The 19,837-nt window shown below is 50.3% G+C and carries 19 protein-coding genes; 10 read left to right on the top strand and 9 right to left on the bottom strand.

Translation table 11 applies throughout. The features are described 5' to 3' along the window. Nucleotides 1-44: 44 nt before the first annotated feature. Nucleotides 45-863: an FKBP-type peptidyl-prolyl cis-trans isomerase gene (fkpA, locus tag WCT94_RS11620; protein WP_336869685.1), complete on the bottom strand. Its 819-nt coding sequence runs from the start codon at nt 861-863 to the stop codon at nt 45-47. A 282-nt stretch (nt 864-1,145) separates the two neighbouring features. Here fkpA and WCT94_RS11615 point away from each other — a divergent pair, with 282 nt between their 5' ends. Continuing rightward, a complete protein-coding gene (locus tag WCT94_RS11615) occupies nt 1,146-1,364 on the top strand; it encodes a protein SlyX (protein WP_180743225.1) in 219 nt (72 codons plus the stop codon). Nucleotides 1,365-1,464: 100 nt separating this feature from the next. On the opposite strand, the gene slyD is transcribed toward WCT94_RS11615, so the two are convergent. The 4 genes from slyD to kefG all read right to left on the bottom strand — a co-directional run bounded on the left by slyD (nt 1,465) and on the right by kefG (nt 4,794). Continuing rightward, nucleotides 1,465-2,037 carry a peptidylprolyl isomerase gene (slyD, locus tag WCT94_RS11610; protein ID WP_336869684.1) on the bottom strand — a complete coding sequence of 191 codons (573 nt, stop codon included), beginning with the start codon at nt 2,035-2,037 and terminating at the stop codon, nt 1,465-1,467. Between the two features lie 121 nt (nt 2,038-2,158). Beyond that, the gene (locus WCT94_RS11605) at nt 2,159-2,353 is read right to left on the bottom strand and encodes a YheV family putative zinc ribbon protein (protein ID WP_336869683.1); all 195 of its coding nucleotides are present in this window, start codon (nt 2,351-2,353) and stop codon (nt 2,159-2,161) included. Between the two features lie 76 nt (nt 2,354-2,429). Then, the gene (gene kefB, locus WCT94_RS11600) at nt 2,430-4,241 is read right to left on the bottom strand and encodes a glutathione-regulated potassium-efflux system protein KefB (protein WP_336869682.1); all 1,812 of its coding nucleotides are present in this window, start codon (nt 4,239-4,241) and stop codon (nt 2,430-2,432) included. A gap of 1 nt (nt 4,242) precedes the next feature. Continuing rightward, nucleotides 4,243-4,794: a glutathione-regulated potassium-efflux system ancillary protein KefG gene (gene kefG / locus WCT94_RS11595; protein WP_336869689.1), complete on the bottom strand. Its 552-nt coding sequence runs from the start codon at nt 4,792-4,794 to the stop codon at nt 4,243-4,245. Between the two features lie 125 nt (nt 4,795-4,919). Here kefG and WCT94_RS11590 point away from each other — a divergent pair, with 125 nt between their 5' ends. From WCT94_RS11590 to WCT94_RS11580, 3 genes are all read left to right on the top strand, one after another. After that, nucleotides 4,920-6,827, top strand: coding sequence for an ABC transporter ATP-binding protein (locus WCT94_RS11590; RefSeq protein ID WP_336869681.1), 1,908 nt, complete (start codon nt 4,920-4,922; stop codon nt 6,825-6,827). A 223-nt stretch (nt 6,828-7,050) separates the two neighbouring features. Continuing rightward, entirely contained in the window at nt 7,051-8,235 is a 1,185-nt protein-coding gene (locus WCT94_RS11585; RefSeq protein WP_336869680.1) for a toxic anion resistance protein, read from the top strand. Nucleotides 8,236-8,269: 34 nt separating this feature from the next. Then, the gene (locus WCT94_RS11580) at nt 8,270-9,283 is read left to right on the top strand and encodes a 5-bromo-4-chloroindolyl phosphate hydrolysis family protein (RefSeq protein ID WP_336869679.1); all 1,014 of its coding nucleotides are present in this window, start codon (nt 8,270-8,272) and stop codon (nt 9,281-9,283) included. An 80-nt stretch (nt 9,284-9,363) separates the two neighbouring features. Here WCT94_RS11580 and WCT94_RS11575 read toward each other — a convergent pair whose 3' ends face one another. After that, nucleotides 9,364-9,966, bottom strand: a complete 603-nt coding sequence (locus tag WCT94_RS11575) for a LysE family translocator (protein WP_336869678.1) — start codon at nt 9,964-9,966, stop codon at nt 9,364-9,366. A 106-nt stretch (nt 9,967-10,072) separates the two neighbouring features. On the opposite strand from WCT94_RS11575, the gene WCT94_RS11570 reads away from it, so the two are divergent. From WCT94_RS11570 to WCT94_RS11560, 3 genes are all read left to right on the top strand, one after another. Next, nucleotides 10,073-11,077, top strand: coding sequence for a hydrolase (locus WCT94_RS11570; RefSeq protein ID WP_336869677.1), 1,005 nt, complete (start codon nt 10,073-10,075; stop codon nt 11,075-11,077). A gap of 1 nt (nt 11,078) precedes the next feature. After that, a complete protein-coding gene (locus WCT94_RS11565) occupies nt 11,079-11,315 on the top strand; it encodes a YheU family protein (RefSeq protein WP_336869676.1) in 237 nt (78 codons plus the stop codon). A 125-nt stretch (nt 11,316-11,440) separates the two neighbouring features. Continuing rightward, nucleotides 11,441-12,310, top strand: coding sequence for a phosphoribulokinase (locus WCT94_RS11560; protein WP_015841951.1), 870 nt, complete (start codon nt 11,441-11,443; stop codon nt 12,308-12,310). A 113-nt stretch (nt 12,311-12,423) separates the two neighbouring features. Here the strand turns inward: WCT94_RS11560 and WCT94_RS11555 are convergent, their stop codons facing one another. After that, nucleotides 12,424-12,831, bottom strand: a complete 408-nt coding sequence (locus WCT94_RS11555; RefSeq protein WP_181845287.1) for an OsmC family protein — start codon at nt 12,829-12,831, stop codon at nt 12,424-12,426. 373 nt (nt 12,832-13,204) lie between these two features. On the opposite strand from WCT94_RS11555, the gene crp reads away from it, so the two are divergent. Beyond that, nucleotides 13,205-13,837, top strand: coding sequence for a cAMP-activated global transcriptional regulator CRP (gene crp / locus WCT94_RS11550; RefSeq protein WP_004090925.1), 633 nt, complete (start codon nt 13,205-13,207; stop codon nt 13,835-13,837). Nucleotides 13,838-14,027: 190 nt separating this feature from the next. Here crp and argD read toward each other — a convergent pair whose 3' ends face one another. Together argD and WCT94_RS11540 are read right to left on the bottom strand one after the other, a co-directional pair. Further along, the gene (gene argD / locus WCT94_RS11545) at nt 14,028-15,254 is read right to left on the bottom strand and encodes a bifunctional acetylornithine/succinyldiaminopimelate transaminase (RefSeq protein WP_336869688.1); all 1,227 of its coding nucleotides are present in this window, start codon (nt 15,252-15,254) and stop codon (nt 14,028-14,030) included. Nucleotides 15,255-15,373: 119 nt separating this feature from the next. Next, complete coding sequence (locus tag WCT94_RS11540; protein WP_336869675.1) at nt 15,374-15,949, bottom strand: aminodeoxychorismate synthase component II; 576 nt, start codon at nt 15,947-15,949, stop codon at nt 15,374-15,376. 694 nt (nt 15,950-16,643) lie between these two features. Between WCT94_RS11540 and pelA the strand changes: the two genes are divergently transcribed. Together pelA and pelB are read left to right on the top strand one after the other, a co-directional pair. Continuing rightward, entirely contained in the window at nt 16,644-17,768 is a 1,125-nt protein-coding gene (gene pelA, locus WCT94_RS11535) for a pectate lyase PelA (RefSeq protein WP_336869674.1), read from the top strand. Between the two features lie 681 nt (nt 17,769-18,449). After that, on the top strand, nt 18,450-19,574 hold the full coding sequence (gene pelB, locus WCT94_RS11530) for a pectate lyase PelB (RefSeq protein ID WP_336869673.1): 1,125 nt from the start codon (nt 18,450-18,452) through the stop codon (nt 19,572-19,574). Nucleotides 19,575-19,837 lie beyond the last annotated feature (263 nt).

Genomic DNA, 19,837 nt, shown 5'->3' with positions numbered 1-19,837 from the left:
ACCGCAGGCCGAAGCCTGCGGTCATATCATCATTATAGCGATGCTTATTTAGCCGCTTTTTCTTCGGCTGCTGGTTTTTCAGCTTTCGCGTCATCCGCTGCTTTCAGGTCAGCTTCAGATTTAATGTCCAGCAGTTCAACGTCGAACACCAACGTGGAGTTAGCCGGAATGCCAGGCACGCCGTTTTCGCCATAGGCCAGTGCTGGTGGGATAGCCAGCTTGATTTTGCCGCCTTTCTTAACGTGTTTCAGGCCTTCGGTCCAGCCAGGAATCACACCGTCCAAACGGAAAGAAAGTGGCTCGCCACGTTTGTAGGAGTTGTCGAACTCGCTACCGTCAACCAGCGTACCTTTGTAGTTAACCACAACAGTATCGCTGTCCTTCGGCGCGTTGCCGCTACCTTCTTTCTCAACCTGATACAGAAGGCCAGATTCAGTTTTCTTCACGCCTTTTTCTTTGGCGAAGGATTCAAGATACTTAGTACCTTTGTCTGCGTTATCTTTCGCATCTTGCTTCATTTTGGCTTCAGCGGCGGCTTTAACTTTGCCTTCAAAACCTTGCAGCGTTTTCTCGATTTCTTCGTCAGTCAGCTTGCTCTTGTCAGCAAAAGCATCCTGCACGCCAGCAATCAACTGCTCTTTATCCAGTTTAATGCCTAATTTTTCCTGCTCTTTCAGAGAGTTATCCATGTAACGCCCTAAAGATGCACCTAACGCATAAGCCGCTGCCTGCTCATCGTTCTTGAATTTGGCTGCCGCAGTATTGTCAGACGCCTGCGCCTTGTCTGCCGCCAAAACCTGGCCTGCGTTCAGAGCCAGAGCCATCGTTGTTGCTAACAGCGTTACTTTAAACAGTGATTTCATCCATTTCTCCAGCATCTGGAGCAACGCGCTCCAGCCATCATTAAAATACATTCGCGCCTACTATAACTGTGCGGACGAAGACAACACAACGACGCACTCGACAATCCTTTGATAAAAAACGTCAGGAAGCTTTTCCGACATCATTTGTGTCGTCCTAAGGCCATCTGGCGACAATATGCCCCACTCTGTATAGCCCATTGCGCCCTACTGCGACCGTTTTTACTACCAGAAGTTTCCGCTTTCTGACAAACTCGCGGGTAACAAGAAGTAAGGGGAATAGCGATGTCACCATCAGCACTTGAAGAACGGCTCGAACAGTTGGAAAGCCGACAGGCTTTTCAGGAAGTCACCATAGAAGAGCTCAACCAAACAGTGATTCAGCACGAGCGGGAAATTAGCCGCCTGCGCGAACACGTACGCCTACTCACCGACAGACTACGCAACCAGCAAACCTCGCTCGTTGCCCCCCAGTCTGAAGAGACGCCACCACCGCATTATTGAGAGCTGCGCTTGTGATATCGGCGCTCAAGGCAGGTCAGATATAAAAAAACCTCAGGTGATAGTCATCAACCTGAGGTTTTTTTTTATGCGCTACGACTAACTAGTGGCAACCGCATCCACCGTGGCCGCCGCAGCCGCCTTTACCGTGGTCGTGGTCGTGATCATGGCCGTGACCGCCACAGCAGCCGTCACCATGTTCATGATCGTGCTCACCGTGAACGTGACCGTGCGCCAGCTCTTCTTCCGTTGCTTCGCGGATAGCAACAACTTCAACGTTGAAGCTCAGGTTTTGGCCTGCCAGCATGTGGTTGCCGTCGACAACAACGTGGTCATCTTCAACTTCGGTGATTTCAACTGGCACTGGACCCTGATCGGTCTCAGCCAGGAAACGCATGCCAACCTGCAACTCGTCAACGCCCATAAAGACATCTTTCGGTACGCGCTGAACCAGATTCTCATCATAGTTGCCGTAAGCGTCGTTGGAACCGATGTTCACATCAAATTTCTCGCCTGCTTCACGGCCTTCCAACGCTTTTTCCAGACCAGAAATCAGGGAACCGTGACCATGCAGATAGTCCAACGGCGCACTCACCGGAGACTCATCAACCAACACACCGTCTTCTGTACGTACCTGATAGGCCAGGCTGACCACCAGATCTTTTGCTACTTTCATGATATCTCCTACCGTTGGAAATCAAACTGGCGCAAATTGTAGCTGAAAAATGTCCCTATGTACCGTCCGGAATCAAAAAACGTCAACGGTTGATGACAATGCCATCATGGACACGTCTCCCTCATTCAGGCCGGAAGATCCCGATGATCTCGTTAGCCTGCGGGGCTGATGCCGCCACGGGTTCTTCAGTCTGGCTCTGGCGATATCCGCACTTCACGCATACCACCACCTCGACATCATCCTCTCGTCCAACCGCCAGCGTATCCTGCGCCTGACACGTCGGGCATACTGCCCCTGCAATAAAGCGTTTACGCATGATAACTCCCATTCATCTCCGTTCTAAAATCTAGAACCTGAAATCTAGAACCTATTCTACGAGGCGTTATTGGCGCTTACTCGTCGTCCTCATCCCACACACTAGGCCGACGGCGCTCACGCTGCATTTCCCGCTGGAAAATGTCTTCCAACTCACGGCGCGCCTCTTTCACACGGGAGATTTGTGCCACATCCCCCGTCAGCTGTGGCACCAGCTCACGCAGCATACGCATATCCAGACGGCGGAAGTGCTGTTGCGCGCGCATCGCCTGATGGGGGTGCATGCCCAGCGTCACCAGCGTTTTCCGCCCCAGTTCCAGCGCGCTGGAAAAGGTTTCACGCGAGAAGTATCTTACGCCCGTCTGCAATAGCTCGTGGGCTTCAACACGCCCGCGTGCCCGCGCCAGAATCTCCAGATTTGGAAAATGTTGCTGACAGAGGTGCACAATTTCCATCGTGTCTTCCGGCGCATTACAGGTGATCACGATTGAACGCGCTTTATCCGCACCTGCCGAACGCAACAGTTCCAGCTCTGTGGCATCGCCATAGTAAACTTTATAGCCATAGCTGCGCATCAGGCTCACGGCGCTGATATCACGCTCCAGAACGGTAATCCGCATTTTGTTCGCCATTAATAAGCGACCGATCACCTGTCCGAAACGCCCGAAGCCCACCACGATCACCTGCGGTTCGTCATCCTCGACATACGGTTTCTCATCCGGCACATCCTGCACGTTGTAACGACGAACCAGAATACGGTCGATCACCTGCATCAGCAGCGGTGTCGTCATCATCGATAGCGTCACCGTCACCAGCAATAGCGGCAGCTGCTCGCCTTTCAAGACATTGAATGAAGCCGCAGCGGAAAACAGGACGAAAGCGAACTCGCCGCCCTGACTCAGCACGCCAGCAAACTGCAAGCGTTCGGAGCGGCGCATCCGGTTAACCCGCGCAAGGAAATACAGTACAGCCGCTTTCACTGCCACCAGCACCAGCACCGCAATCATAATCTTCACGATGTGGGTGTAGAGGATGCCGAGATTCAGCGCCATCCCCACCGAGATAAAGAACAGGCCCAGCAGCAAGCCTTTGAATGGTTCGATGGCAATTTCAAGCTCATGCCGATACTCGCTTTCCGCCAGTAGAATGCCGGCAATAAAGGTGCCTAGCGCCATGGAAAGCCCCAGCGTTTCCATAAATAGCGCCGAGCCGAGCACCAGCAACAGCGCGGCGGCGGTGAAGACCTCACGCACGCCGGATGCCGCAATAAAGCGGAACAGCGGACGCACCAGATAGCGGCCACCGATTAACATGCCGAGAAACGCCGCAACCTTCAGACCGATTCGTTCCCAATCGCCGAAATCGCCCTGCACACCCGCCAGAATCGGAATCAGTGCCAACGCGGGAATCACAGCCAAATCCTGAAACAGCAGGACAGAGAAACCCAGTTGCCCCGACTCATTACGGTTCATGCCCTTTTCGCGCATCAGCTGTAGCGCCATGGCCGTTGACGACATCGCCAGCCCGACGCCGCCAATCAGCGCGGACTGCCACGAAAAGTCCGTCAGATACAAGGCGCCGCCTAAAAGCAGCGTACTCAGGCCAACCTGAGCCGCACCAACGCCAAAGATCGAGCGGCGCAGCGTCCAGAGCTTGGAGGGATTCAATTCCAGACCGATGATGAACATCAGGAAAACGACGCCCAGCTCCGAGAAGTGCAGAATCGCTTCCACATCACGGATGAAGCCGAGCCCCCAAGGGCCAATGGCGATTCCGGCGATCAAATAGCCCAGGACGGCACCAATGCCTAATCGGGCAGCAATCGGTACAGCTACAACCGCCACAAACAAAAACAAGACTCCGGCGGTCAGTAGCGCAGAACTCTCCATATTAGCGTTCCTCTTCAGGTAAAGGGGAGGATAGCCATTCACCGTAAGCTCTGGCTTGACTCGACAACACATCGGGCTGTAAACGGCGCGCCCAATAGATAATCATGGGGTGCATCCAATGCATACGGCACATGGCCGCCGTCAGCTCAAACGGACGGAGCAAATCTTCCATCGGGTAACGATTACTCCCGTCAGGATGATAGGCATCTTCCGGTTCACCGGTTGTAATCACAGAGCGCCAGTATTTCCCCGCCAGCGCATTACCACCAATCCCGTTGGCAAAGCCGCGGGATAGCACCCTATCGAGCCACTCTTTCAGCAAAGCCGGACAGCTGTAGGTATAAAATGGATGTTGGAAAACAATGACCTGATGCTCACGCAGCAGCTGTTGTTCATGATGGATATCGATAAAAAAATCAGGATAGTGTGCGTAAAGATCGTGCACAGTTACATTCGCCAACTGCTGCGCCGGTTGCAATAAGACCCGGTTTGCTACCGAATCCTGTGGTTCCGGATGGGCATACAGCAGCAAAATCTTCGGTGGCTGCGACATCATTCCCCTCCAAAGCGTCGTCATGATAATTGTTTTCCGTTACCATGCTGCGCAACGACTAAAAACAGGACACCGCGTGTCCTGATATGTCCATAATTTAACATACTCTGAACATACGGCGCTTTATGATTGTTTTCTCTTCGCTGCAAATTCGACGTGGTGTACGCGTTCTGATCGACAACGCGACAGCAACGGTTAATCCCGGCCAGAAAGTGGGTCTGGTTGGCAAGAACGGCTGTGGTAAATCTACCCTGCTGTCTTTACTGAAAGGTGAAATCAGCGCCGATGGCGGCAGCGCGACATTCCCGCAAAACTGGTCACTGGCCTGGGTTAATCAGGAAACGCCGGCCCTGGACAAACCCGCGCTGGACTACGTGATTGACGGCGATCGCGAGTTCCGCCAACTGGAAGCGGCGTTGCAGACCGCCAATGAAGAGAACGACGGCAACGCCATTGCCACGCTGCACGGCAAGCTGGATGCCATTCAGGCCTGGACGATTCAGGCCAGAGCCTCAAGCCTGCTCAATGGGCTAGGATTTTCTCAGTCACAGTTACAGCAGCCTGTCAGCGCCTTTTCCGGCGGCTGGCGGATGCGTCTGAATCTGGCGCAGGCGCTGATCTGTCGCTCCGATCTGCTACTGCTCGATGAACCGACTAACCACCTCGATCTGGATGCGGTCATCTGGCTGGAAAAGTGGCTGAAAAACTACACGGGCACGCTGGTACTCATCTCGCACGACCGCGATTTCCTCGATCCGGTCGTGACCAAAATTCTGCACATCGAGCAGCAGTCGCTCAACGAATACACCGGCAACTATTCTTCGTTTGAACGCCAGCGCGCCACCCGTCTTGCACAGCAGCAGTCGCTCTATGAACACCAGCAGGAACGCGTCGCGCATCTGCAACACTATATTGACCGCTTCCGTGCGAAAGCGACCAAAGCCAAGCAGGCGCAAAGTCGGATCAAAATGCTGGAACGCATGGAGCTGATTGCGCCAGCGCATGTCGATAACCCTTTCCGCTTCAGTTTTCGCGCCCCGGAATCGCTGCCCAATCCATTAATGAAGATGGAAAAGGTCAGCGCAGGCTATGGCGACAAGCTGATTCTGGAATCGATTAAACTCAATTTAGTGCCGGGTTCGCGCATCGGGCTGCTCGGCCATAACGGTGCGGGTAAATCCACGCTAATCAAATTGCTTGCTGGCACGCTTGCCCCGCTGCAAGGCGAAATCGGGCTGGCGAAGGGCGTGAAGCTCGGTTACTTCGCCCAGCATCAGTTAGAGTTTCTGCGTGCGGATGAGTCACCCTTGCAACATCTGGTGCGCCTGGCAGAGCGGGAAACGGAACAGCAGCTGCGCGACTACCTCGGCGGCTTCGGTTTTCAGGGCGACAAAGTCACCGAGATCACCGAGCGCTTCTCTGGAGGCGAAAAAGCCCGTCTGGTGCTGGCGCTGATCGTCTGGCAGCGCCCGAACCTCCTGTTGCTCGACGAACCGACCAACCACCTCGATCTGGATATGCGCCAGGCGTTGACCGAAGCGTTAATCGATTTTGAAGGCGCGCTGGTTGTCGTTTCGCACGATCGACATCTGATCCGTTCGACCACCGACGATCTTTATCTGGTACACGACCAGAAAGTAGAACCGTTCGACGGCGATTTGGAAGATTACCAACAGTGGCTGGTCGGCCTGCAACGTCAGGAAAATGCGGCGGCTGAAACACCAAAAGAGAATGCCGCCAACAGCGCGCAGGGCAGAAAAGATCAGAAACGTCGCGAAGCTGAGTTGAGAACGCAAACCCAACCGCTGCGTAAACAAATCACCAAGCTTGAACAACAGATGGAAAAGCTGGGAGAAACGCTGGCAACACTTGAAGCCCGACTGGCGGACAGCGCAATCTATGACATCAGCCGCAAGGCCGAACTCACCGACTGCCTGCAACAACAAACCAAAGTCAAAATCGAGCTGGAAGAAACAGAGCTGTCCTGGCTGGACGCGCAGGAACAGCTAGAGCAGATGATGCAGAGCGAGTAAATACATTTACCCATCCGAGCGGGCGCCCCCCGCTCGCTTTCCCACTTTTTCTTTCCCTCTCACGACATTATCTCAACAAGTGATGATAAAGCGCATTGAGCGTAATATTTTCCCAAGGTAATATTTCGCGATTAATCTACTGATTTCTACACACTTACCTATTCACTGACATTGAAGGCCGCAGGGCATAAAACGGCCTAACAATAAGGCAAGGACAACATTTATGATGGAAAATACGCCGTCTGTTTCTACAGACGCTTTCTCTGCTACGTTCACCGCTTCTGGCAACAACGCCGTCACCCTAACCGCAAGCGATGCGTTATCTGAGCTCAACCTGTCGCAGCTTAGCGAGCAGGAGAAAAGCGAAGTATCGGTGCTGGTCAATAAAATTGATATTACTGACCCGATGCTGTCCATCTCTTACGCCGCAAATACCATGGGCAATATTTCGCGTTTTTCAGAATCTTTAATGCAGGAAGTCAGAGCAAAAGATGCGGGCGTGATTGGTGAACAGCTGACAGATCTGCTGATGAAGGTAAAGTCGGTCGACCTCACCGTGTTTGACACTAAACAAAGCTTCCTTGCCTCCTTCCCATTGATAGGAAAACTGTTCAGCACCATCCAACGTACGCTGCTGGAATATCAAACGCTGGCACAGCAGGTTGATACCGTTTCTAAAAAACTCGAAAGCGCCATGATGGAGCTCTTGCGTAATATCTCCACGCTGGAACAGCTCTTCATACGCAACCGCGAGTATTTTCAACAAATCACGCTGCATATCATTGCCGGTAAACAGAAATTGGCAGCGATTCAGTCTGGCGATCTGACCGCCGCACAGGAAAAAGCACAGCGCACTAACGACCCGATGGATATGCAGTACGTGCGCGACTTAGTGAGCAACATACAGCGCTTTGAAAGACGCCTGCACGATCTGATGATGTCCCGCACCATCGCGATCCAAACCGCGCCTCAAATTCGTTTGATGCAAAGTAATAGCCAGTCGCTCGCCGAGAAAATTCAGAGCAGCATTCTCTCCACGATCCCGTTGTGGAAAAGTCAGATCGTGATGGCAATAACGCTGCATTCACAGCGCAAATCGGCAAAACTGCAAAAAGAAGTCTCTGATACCACCAATGCCATGCTGAGAAGAAATGCAGAAATGCTCCAGCTCGGCACCGTTGAAACCGCGCGGGAAGTCGAACGCTCGATTGTGGACATCGAAACCTTACGTGAAGTGCAAAGCCGCCTTCTGAACACCATCGAAGAAACCGTCACGATTGCCAATGACGCCAGAGTACGTCGCGCTGATGTAGAGAAAGAATTGGGCACAATGGAAACAGAGCTAAGAACGCGTCTGGCCGAGATTGCAGCAAACCAACAACACGCGATGCAGCAACGTTCTGCATAAATCATTTCGTTTTGCTAAGTGGTCTTCGTTGAATATGCAAAATGCATCTTCCCCTCCAGATGAGGGATGGCAAAAGAAACTAGGTCGTTTGTGCCTGACGCTATTTAAACTCTGGGGATTAGTCTGCGCTGTTTTGATCGTCTCTGCGATGATTACTATGGTGTTTCTAAATAAATTATATCCAGTCCTCATGGCGGACGAAAACGTTCAAGGCACCGTTTTCATGGTGAATACTTTCAGTTTAATTTTACTGTGGTACGCCATTACCCAACGCCAGGTTGATATGATTTGGCCACTTCTGGTTGGCGTGATTTGGTTCATTACGCAAGATGCCATATTCGTTTTGGGCTGGATTGCCGCAGCGTGGTGGATAATCAAAGCATGCTCCGAGATTTCTCATCCTCGTCTCGATACAATTATCCAGTTTCTTCTCGTTTTCATCATCATAATGGGCTATACCGATTCACATAAATTTGGTGAACACCCTTTCTATAATACGGCCTTCGCCACGTGCATTGTGCTAGGTGCGATGTGCCATTACCAAGGAAAAACGTTTTTCAAAATAAGGAAAAACCAACCCAAAACACCCATTCCGGCACCAACACCTATGTCGCCTCAACCTTCACCGGTCATTATTACACCACCTATCCAGAAAGCGATTACGTTTGAGAGCCGTATCGCACGGTTGCAAAACTTACAGAAGCTCCCCACCGAGCTTCTCGACGAACTGAAAATTATCGTTGAGTACGGACAGCTTATTGTCACGTGTATGAAGGAAGATCCCAAGGATGTGGAGCCAGGCACGGCATTTCTTAATCGTTATCTTCCCGCTGTAGAGAAAGTAGCAGGCGAATTTGTCAGACTCTCCACCCAATTAGAGAAACACGGTAAATCAGACGATTTTCTGCTGAAGAATATTACCGCGCTGAAAGCGTTGGGGTCCGCTTTTCAACAGCAACATGCACGGCTGCTGGAGAACGATACACTGGATTTTGATGCCGAACTTAACATGGTTAATAATTTATTAAAAACAGATGGTTATAAATAAATCCCATCGGTAGCATGCTACTTGCAGCGTAGTGGCTAAGTCGCGAGCAAAACACCGCTCGCGACGTTATCACACCAGTATTAATGCCAAATCAATAGCACGCAGGCGGCGGTCAGCAGGCCCATCGACACATTAAAGATAATCCACGCTTTCTTACTGCGCAGCAGTCGCCCAATCATCGTGCCAAATCCGAGCCAGATAACACCGGACACCAAATTCACCAGTACAATCCCGATGCTTATCGCGATCACAGACTGGTTATAACCGTCGCCCGCCAGACTAAAGCTGGCAACCGCGCCCAGCGCCATGAGCCACGCTTTCGGGTTCAGGAATTGCAGCAACCACCCTTGGTAAAGCCGGATCGGCTTGGGCGGCGCAACGGAGGTTTCCAGCCGTTCGTAAGCCGCCGTGGCGATTTTCCACGCCAGCCAGAGCAAATAGGCACTACCGAGGACTTTCAGGATAAAGTGCAGCGAAGGATAAATAAGAATCAAACCACCGACACCGAATGCCACCAGCAGCAAAATGCTCTGCATGCCCAGCATGATGCCGATCATCAGCCACAGTGAACGCATAAAACCAAAATTCGCGCCCGAGGTGGTCAACAGCATATTATTCGGCCCCGGCGTGATGGCCGCCACCCACAAAAAACCTAACATCGACAGAAATAAACTCAGTTCCATTATTTGTGGGCGCTCCTGACCCAAATATCGTACCAACTGGCAGCATTGAAGCTAACAGTGTGATATTGATCGTACAAGAGCCGACAACAAGATTTCTATATCCTTTATGTATGACCAGTTTCGTCCGCTGAGCGGCGCCCATAATCCGCATCTTCAAACGCTACTACCGCGTCTGATTCGCCGTCACGCGCAGTTTTCGCCAGTCTGGCAACCGCTTGAGTTACCAGACGGTGATTTCGTCGATCTGGCGTGGAGCGAAGCGCCCGAACAGGCACGGCACAAACCGCGCGTGGTACTGTTTCACGGGCTGGAAGGTAGCTTTCATAGCCCCTACGCCCACGGCCTGCTGCATGCCTGTCAACAGCGCGGCTGGCTGGCCGTCATCATGCATTTTCGTGGGTGCAGCGGGAAACCCAACCGGATGAAGCGTATTTATCACTCCGGCGAAACCAGCGATGCCAGCTATTTTCTGCACTGGATGCGGGAGACGTTGGGCGAGGCCCCTACCGCCGCCATCGGCGTGTCCCTCGGTGGCAATATGCTGGCCTACCTGCTCGCGCAGCAAGGCGAATCCTGCTCTCTCTCTGCTGCCGTCATTGTTTCCGCGCCATTGATGCTCGAACCCTGTAGCCGTCGCATGGAGCAAGGCTTCTCCCGCGTCTATCAGCACTACCTGCTGCGACTGCTGAAGCAAAACGCCGGCCGCAAGCTGGCAGCCTACCCGGACACGCTGCCGATTCAGTTGCCGCAACTGAAACGCATCCGCCAGTTACGCGAGTTTGATGACGTCATTACGTCGCGTATCCACGGCTTCCGCGACGCCGCCGACTACTATCGACGCTGTAGCGCTCTGCCACTATTGCCTCAGATACGTAAACCGCTGCTCATCATCCATGCGAAGGACGATCCTTTCATGACGTCAGAGGTGATCCCCGATCTGTCGCAGTTACCGTCTAATATTGAATATCAGCTAACAGAACACGGCGGGCATGTCGGCTTCGTCGGTGGAACGCTGATGAAACCGGAAATGTGGCTGGAACAGCGCATTCCCAACTGGCTTAGCCCATTTTTGGACCACGCCACCGATTCCCCTTTGACGCAGGAACCCTAGCGTGATTATTCCCTGGCAACAGCTCGATCCAGAAACGCTGGATAACATCATCGAATCTTTCGTCCTGCGGGAAGGTACCGATTACGGCGAACAGGAGCGGTCGCTGGCGCAAAAAGTGGAAGATATCCGCAGACAGCTCAAGTCGGGCGAGGTGGTGCTGGTGTGGTCTGAGTTACATGAGACCCTCAATATTATGCCGCGCGACCAGTTCAATGCCGGAGGGCATGCCCCCTATTGAGCATGCCGAAAGGCGTGAAAGAATGCGCCAAACATGCTAACAATGATAAAAACTTACGTCATTTTTGAGGATGCGCGCAGGCTCTCGGCCTATGCGGGCATCGCGATCACGGAGTTACGCATCTTATGTCACATCAGCATCCGATCATTGCGGTTACCGGCTCCAGCGGGGCGGGAACCACGACAACCAGTCTGGCCTTCCGTAAGATTTTTCAGCAGTTTGACCTACGTGCCGCCCAGTTGGAAGGCGATAGCTTTCACCGCTATACCCGCCCGGAAATGGACATGGCGATTCGCAAAGCGCGTGATTTAGGGCGCCACATCAGCTACTTCGGCCCGGAAGCGAATGACTTCAGCCTGCTGGAACAGTCGTTTATCGAATATGGCCTACACGGCCGCGGCCAGACGCGTAAATACCTTCATACTTACGATGAAGCTATCCCCTATAATCAGGTTCCCGGAACATTCACGCCGTGGGAGCCGATGCCGGAACCTACCGACATCCTGTTTTATGAAGGGCTGCACGGCGGCGTAGTCACCGAGCAAAACGACGTGGCACAGCATGTCGATCTGCTCGTCGGCGTGGTGCCAATCGTCAACCTGGAATGGATTCAAAAGCTGATTCGTGACGTTAATGAGCGCGGCCACTCGCGTGAAGCGGTGATGGATTCCGTCGTCCGCTCAATGGAAGACTACATCACCTACATCACCCCACAGTTCTCTCGTACGCACATCAACTTCCAGCGCGTACCTACCGTGGACACCTCCAACCCGTTCGCCGCTAAATCGATTCCCTCGCTGGACGAAAGCTTCGTCGTGATTCACTTTCAGGGGTTGGATAACATTGATTATCCCTATCTGCTCGCCATGTTGCAGGGCTCATTTATCTCCCACATCAACACGTTGGTCGTTCCCGGCGGGAAAATGGGGCTGGCGATGGAGCTCATCATGGCACCGCTGGTGCAGCGGTTAATGGAAGGGAAAACCATCGAATAAGCATCGAGAGACACGGGGCGACCACAGGGATGAGGCCTCCCTACGGGGACCTCCCCCTGTGTTTCCCCTAATAACAGGCTTAAGTGAACAGAACTAGTGCCCAGAGAGAGGGATTATTCCAACACTCTAATTTCGTGGCTGTGCGTTACCTCAACGGCTTTGCCCAGCATCAGTGCCACAGAGCAGTATTTTTCCGCAGACAGAGTGACCGCGCGCTCGACGGCTTTGTCGGTCAGCCCTTTCCCCGTAACGATAAAATGCAGATTAATATGGGTAAATAAACGCGGCGCTTCAGACCGGCGCTCTGACGTCAATTTCACTTCACAATCCGCCACATCGTTACGACCTTTTTGCAGAATCGACACCACATCAATCGCGCTGCATCCCCCCACTGACATCAACACCATTTCCATCGGACTGGGCGCTTTATCGCCGGAATTGCCGTCCATCAAGATCTGGTGCCCTGATGCGGATTCGCCCAAAAACGTTAAGCCTTCAACCCATTTTACCCGTGCCTGCATGGTGCCTCTCCACTAAAAATTTTTTGAAAATTTATACCGTTACTGTACAAAAACCAGCGTTAATCAGAGCTTTGTCATGCTGAAGCGAGACAACACAAGACACGTCCTTAAAGCTGTGTTAAAACGAAAATAGAATAGACCTTTTCTGGACAAAGCCAGAAACGAAGAAGATGATGACGTAGCCAGATATACCCAGCCACGTTTACGTTGCAGCAAGGCAGCAACCGGAAAATCAAGGGTACAGTGGTTCCAGTATATTCCCTGACGTCATTCTGCCTAGACTGAATTTTATTTTTTAGCAGTTAAACACGCCGTACAGGGAACTCTGACCCCTGTAATTTGCGCAGTGAATTACAACAGAGGATGATAGCGAATGGTTCTCGGCAAACCGCAGACAGACCCAACTCTCGAATGGTTCCTTTCCCATTGTCATATCCACAAGTATCCATCGAAGAGCACGCTTATTCACCAAGGTGAAAAAGCAGAAACGCTTTACTACATCGTGAAAGGCTCTGTCGCAGTGCTAATCAAAGATGAAGAAGGCAAGGAAATGATTCTTTCCTACCTCAATCAGGGCGATTTCATCGGCGAGCTCGGCCTGTTTGAAGAAGGTCAGGAACGCAGCGCTTGGGTGCGGGCAAAAACCGCCTGTGAAGTGGCTGAAATCTCCTATAAAAAATTCCGCCAGCTCATCCAGGTTAACCCTGATATTCTCATGCGCCTGTCTGCACAAATGGCAAGCAGACTCCAGGTTACCTCAGAGAAAGTCGGCAACCTCGCCTTCCTTGATGTAACCGGCCGTATTGCCCAAACCCTACTCAACCTGGCCAAACAACCTGATGCCATGACGCATCCAGATGGCATGCAAATAAAAATTACCCGTCAGGAAATTGGGCAAATCGTTGGCTGCTCGCGTGAAACCGTGGGCCGCATTCTGAAAATGTTAGAAGACCAGAACCTGATCTCTGCGCACGGTAAAACGATTGTCGTTTACGGCACTCGCTAAATCCCTGTCGCTGTACCCTACCAATAAAAAAGCGTGAAGCCTCGGCCTCACGCTTTTTTTTATGGCGAGCGTCCTGCTCGCCACCCTACGGGCCGTCGCAAGCGACGTTGAAAAACGTTCCCTACGTTTTTTTATGGCGAGCTTCCTGCCCGCCACCTTACAGCCATCGCAGCAACGTTGAGAGAATAACTCAGTTCGCTGCGTTAACCACCTGTGCGACGGCTTTGGCGAACTTCGCCATCCCCTGCACAATATCGTCTTCATCAATGATCAAAGACGGCACAAAGCGGATGACGTTCGGCCCTGCCATCAGCACCATCAGACCCTGCGCTGTTGCAGCAGCCAGAAACTCGCCCGCGCGGCCATGCCACTGCGGCTTCAGCTCTGCCCCCAGCAGTAGCCCCATACCGCGAACCTGCTCGAATACAGCGTACTGCTGGTTAATTTTCTCAAGCTCACTAACAAAACGATCGTGCCGATCTGCCACGCCTGACAGCACTTCCGGCGTGTTAATGATATCCAGCGCGGCTTCGGCCACCGCACAGGCCAGCGGGTTGCCGCCATAAGTGGTGCCGTGTACCCCAACCGTCATCACAGAGGCGATTTCTTCCGTCGTCAGCATCGCGCTAATCGGGAATCCACCGCCCAACGCTTTAGCGGTGGTGAGAATATCCGGCGTAATACCGTAGTGCATGTAGCTGAATAATTTACCGGTACGCCCCATCCCACTCTGCACTTCATCAAATACCAGCAGCGCCTTGTGCTGATCGCACAGATCGCGAACGCCTTGCAAGAACTCAGGCGTAGCAGGCGTAATACCGCCCTCGCCCTGAATCGGCTCCAGTACGACTGCGCAGGTGTGATCGTCCATCACTGCTTTGACCGCAGCCAGATCGTTGAAAGGAACATGGACAATATCCGCAGGCTTAGGTCCGAAACCATCGGCATATTTAGGCTGTCCGCCAACCGAGACGGTGAACAGCGTCCGACCATGAAACGCATTGTAGAAGGCGATAATCTTGGTTTTATACGGGCTATGGCGTTTAACCGCATAGTGACGCGCCAGTTTAAATGCGGCTTCGTTAGCCTCAGCACCGGAGTTAACAAAGAACACACGATCGGCAAAAGTGGCATCAATCAATTTGCTGGCGAGGCGTAGTGCAGGTTCGTTGGTGAAAATATTGCTGGTGTGCCACAGTTTTTCACCCTGCTGCTGCAATGCATTAACCAGTGCAGGATGGCAGTGGCCCAGTGCCGTAACCGCAATGCCACCGGAGAAATCGATATACTCACGGCCGTCCTGATCCCAGACGCGACTCCCTTTACCTTTCACTGGTACAAATTTCGCGGGTGCATAAACCGGCAAAATCACTTTATCGTGAGTATCCCGTGTCACTGCTTTCTGCTCTGCTGCCATTTGCTGCCTCACTCTGCTATCCATCACGTTAGAATGAAAATATAGTCAATAAATATGCATAAAAAATCAATTACAGGCAATATTAAATCGGCTACTAGAGAGAATAACTTTCTATATAGCTAAATTTTAAGGAAATTATCCAAAAGCTGATGCCCTTGCTGGCTAAGAATACTCTCTGGGTGAAACTGCACGCCTTCAAGCGGCAGTGAGCGATGACGGATCCCCATAATCTCATCTCGCTTGCCTTCATGTTCGCTCCAGGCTGTAACCTCAAAGCAATCGGGTAGCGAAGCTGCATCAATGATAAGTGAATGATAGCGAGTCACCGTCAAGGGCTGAGCGAGCCCCGCAAAAACCCCTGTATTGCTGTGCGCAATCGCAGAGGTTTTCCCATGCATAACCTGCCGTGCCCGCACCACACGCGCGCCGAACGTCTGCCCCATCGCCTGATGGCCAAGACACACGCCCAGAATAGGCAATTTATCGGCAAAGTAACGAATTGCAGTCAGTGAAATGCCCGCCTCATCCGGCGTGCAAGGACCCGGTGAAATCACCAATCGCTCAGGCGCAAGCTGTTCAATCTCACGCAGCGTCAGTTCATCATTACGCTTCACCACGACCTGTGCGCCAAGCTCACAAAAGTATTGGTAAAGGTTGTAGGTAAAGGAATCGTAGTTATCGATAATCAGTAGCATATTTATTGCACAGTTAGTCAGGAAAGCCGTACTAACATACATGAAATTCGTGCCAGGCACCCAGACCTTGTCGCCAGCAAAGATAAAAGGCGCGCTATCCCTACGCAATAAATTAGCACGATAATAATTATACCGATCATAAATGATTTATTTCTGTAATAAGCATCTTTATTAATAGGTAATATTTATTATTCATTCCTATAGAAAACGATTTCTTTGAAATCATTTTTAACAAAAAAAATAATAACCAAAAATTCCTTATGAATTAATTAAGTTTTTTTCTACGGGCATAAAAAAACCACGATGTTATTTTTATAATCGATATTTATTTTTAACTTTTGACGGCGATCACAGTTGCGAACCAAGTGAATAACCCCCCAAGTTCAGAATGGATAAAAATAAAGAATTCACATTGAATAAAAAGAGAGGGTGAAAATTAAATAATTGATTTTTAATGATTTTAAATAGAAATTAGTTTCTATTTAAAAGTAATGAACACAAATCTCATCAGTTGTCCTCTTTTATTTAATCAATATATTTTTCACCTCATATTGAATTGTTTATTTTTTATGATAACACTAGGCACGGCTTTATAGACAAACCTTAATTTCATTTTTGTTGAAACAGCCTTCTTATTTACACAGGGTGTGTAGCGATAAATACCCAAAAAATTCTATGTCAAGGAGAGTACACAATGAAATACCTACTGCCTTCTGCAGCTGCAGGACTGTTGCTGCTCGCAGCCCAACCAACAATGGCGGCAAATACGGGGGGTTATGCCACCACTGACGGCGGCGATGTTTCCGGCGCAGTGAAAAAAACCGCACGTTCTTTGCAAGAGATCGTCGATATCATTGAGGCAGCGAAAAAGGACTCAAGCGGTAAAGCGGTCAAAGGCGGCGCCTACCCACTCGTCATCACCTATAACGGTAATGAAGATGCGTTAATCAAAGCGGCTGAAGCCAACATCTGCGGCCAATGGAGCAAAGATCCGCGCGGCGTAGAAGTCAAAGAGTTCACCAAAGGGCTCACCATCCTCGGGACCAACGGTTCTTCCGCTAACTTTGGTATCTGGATTGTAAACTCTTCCAACGTTGTCGTGCGTAACATGCGTTTCGGTTATATGCCTGGCGGAGCAAAAGATGGTGATGCTATCCGTATTGATAACTCGCCGAACGTCTGGATCGACCACAACGAGATTTTCGCCAAGAATTTCGAATGTGCCGGTACACCAGACAACGACACGACCTTTGAATCGGCTGTCGATATCAAGAAAGCCTCAACCAACGTCACAGTGTCATATAACTACATCCATGGCGTGAAAAAAGTGGGTCTGAGCGGTTCAAGCAACACAGATACGGGCCGTAACCTGACTTACCATCACAACATTTACAGCGATGTTAACTCACGTCTGCCGCTGCAACGTGGTGGTCAGGTTCACGCGTACAACAACCTGTATGATGGCATCAAAAGTTCAGGCTTTAACGTTCGTCAGAAAGGGATTGCACTGATCGAAAGCAACTGGTTCGAAAATGCGCTCAACCCAGTGACCGCACGTAATGATGACTCCAACTTCGGTACCTGGGAACTGCGTAACAACAACATTACCAGCCCGTCTGATTTTGCTAAATACAACATCACCTGGGGTAAGCCATCCACACCACACATCAATGCGGATGACTGGAAGAGCACGGGCAAATTCCCTGCACTCCCGTATAGCTACTCACCAGTTTCCGCACAGTGCGTGAAGGATAAACTGGCAAGCTACGCTGGCGTAGGTAAAAACCTGGCAGTACTGACAGCCGCTAACTGTAAATAAGTACATTAAACCCGGCGCATTCACTCTGCGCCGGGTTCTCTGTGAGCGGGTGATTTGGGCTCGCTCATTTTTTAAGGAAGCAGTGCAAGATTGCCAGTGCGACCTTCACAGCAACAGACTTCATGCTGATAGTCCTTCCACCACTATAAGGTATGGTCAGTGAGATCTATTTTCTTTCCTATCGTGTACAGGTGCATTATATAAAATTAATAATATAGCGATTAATAATAATTATTTTTTAACAAACTAAAATGCAAGGTAGAATTAACTCATAACGCAAAAAATATTGAATACGCCTGTGATAGTATATTTTGACTTAAGATGAATTTTTACGTTAGTTGTAACAATTACCATCAGAAAAATCGCGAACTAAAAACCAATAAATCAAGAAACCAGAATGAAACTCCCGTCCGTTAATAAAATAACCCACTGATTTTCTACTCTTTTAAAAGAATGGTGTTTCCTATAAAACCCGAATTACTCAATCATCAGTATTACAAAATGTTTCCATTCTAATACATTTAACATTTCACCCTTGAACTGATCTTATTTTTTGACCACACTCCCCTTGGTTTTTCATCAAAATTGATGATTCATTTTTGTTGAGAAATTTGTACCTATTACATCGGGCATACGGAGCAATAAATGCCCATGAAATTATATTCCAAGGAGACAGTTATAATGAAATACCTATTGCCTACGGCAGCCGCCGGATTGTTACTGTTCGCTGCTCAGCCAGCCATGGCTGCAAATACGGGCGGCTATGCCACCACGGATGGTGGAGACGTTTCCGGTGCCGTAAAAAAGACCGCACGTTCTCTGAAAGAAATTGTGGATATCATTGAAGCCGCAAAAGTGGATTCAAAAGGCAAGAAAGTCAAAGGCGGTGCGTATCCGCTTATCATCACCTATAGCGGTAATGAAGACTCGCTAATCAAAGCGGCCGAAAAAAATATCTGCGGTCAGTGGAGTAAGGACGCGCGCGGCGTAGAAGTCAAAGAGTTTACCAAAGGGATCACGATTCAGGGCACCAATGGCTCATCCGCCAACTTCGGTATCTGGATTATCAATTCATCCAACGTTGTCGTACGTAATATGCGCTTCGGCTATATGCCGGGTGGTGCACAAGACGGTGATGCCATTCGCATTGATAATTCGCCGAACGTCTGGATTGACCACAATGAGATCTTTGCCAAAAACTTTGAGTGTAAAGGCACGCCAGACAATGACACCACTTTTGAATCAGCCGTCGATATCAAGAAAGGGTCAACTAACGTCACGGTGTCATACAACTACATCCATGGTATTAAAAAAGTGGGTCTGAGCGGTGCAAGCAATTCGGACACCGGTCGTAACCTGACTTATCATCACAATATCTATCGCGATGTTAACTCACGTCTGCCGCTGCAACGTGGTGGTCTGGTTCATGCGTACAACAACCTGTATGACGGAATCACCGGTTCAGGCTTTAACGTCCGTCAGAAAGGGATAGCGCTGATCGAAAGCAACTGGTTTGAAAATGCGTTGAACCCAGTAACGGCACGTAACGACAGCTCCAACTTCGGTACCTGGGAATTGCGTAATAACAACATTACCAAACCGGCAGACTTCTCCAAATACAACATCACCTGGGGCAAACCTTCCTCTGCTCATATCAATGCGGATGATTGGAAAAGCACCGGAAAATTCCCTTCCATCTCTTATAAATACACCCCGGTTTCTGCACAGTGCGTGAAGGATAAACTGGCAAACTATGCTGGCGTAGGTAAAAACCTGGCGGTACTGACAGCCGCTAACTGCAAATAAAGGCGGTCAGGCTTTCTCCGTCACATGAATGACAGGAAATCATCAGCCTGAATGTCCCACAGCCGTGTCTCTTCACGCTGAGACACGTTGCTACCCGAGCGAGCTCTTAGAGCTCGCTCATTTTTTATGGCAACCTGCACATAAGCGTGGATACCTATTTCTTAAAGAGAGAACAATTAAAGATCAGGCTAATTATTTATTAAATAATTAATAACTTGATTGATTAATGAAAAAACCAGTCATTAATTAAGGATTAAATAATA

It is taken from the genome of Pectobacterium sp. 1950-15 (assembly GCF_037136835.1).
Taxonomy (GTDB): Bacteria; Pseudomonadota; Gammaproteobacteria; order Enterobacterales; family Enterobacteriaceae; genus Pectobacterium.
The sequence above is the reverse complement of the archived record's forward strand: the minus strand, read 5'-3'. Positions and strand labels throughout refer to the sequence as shown.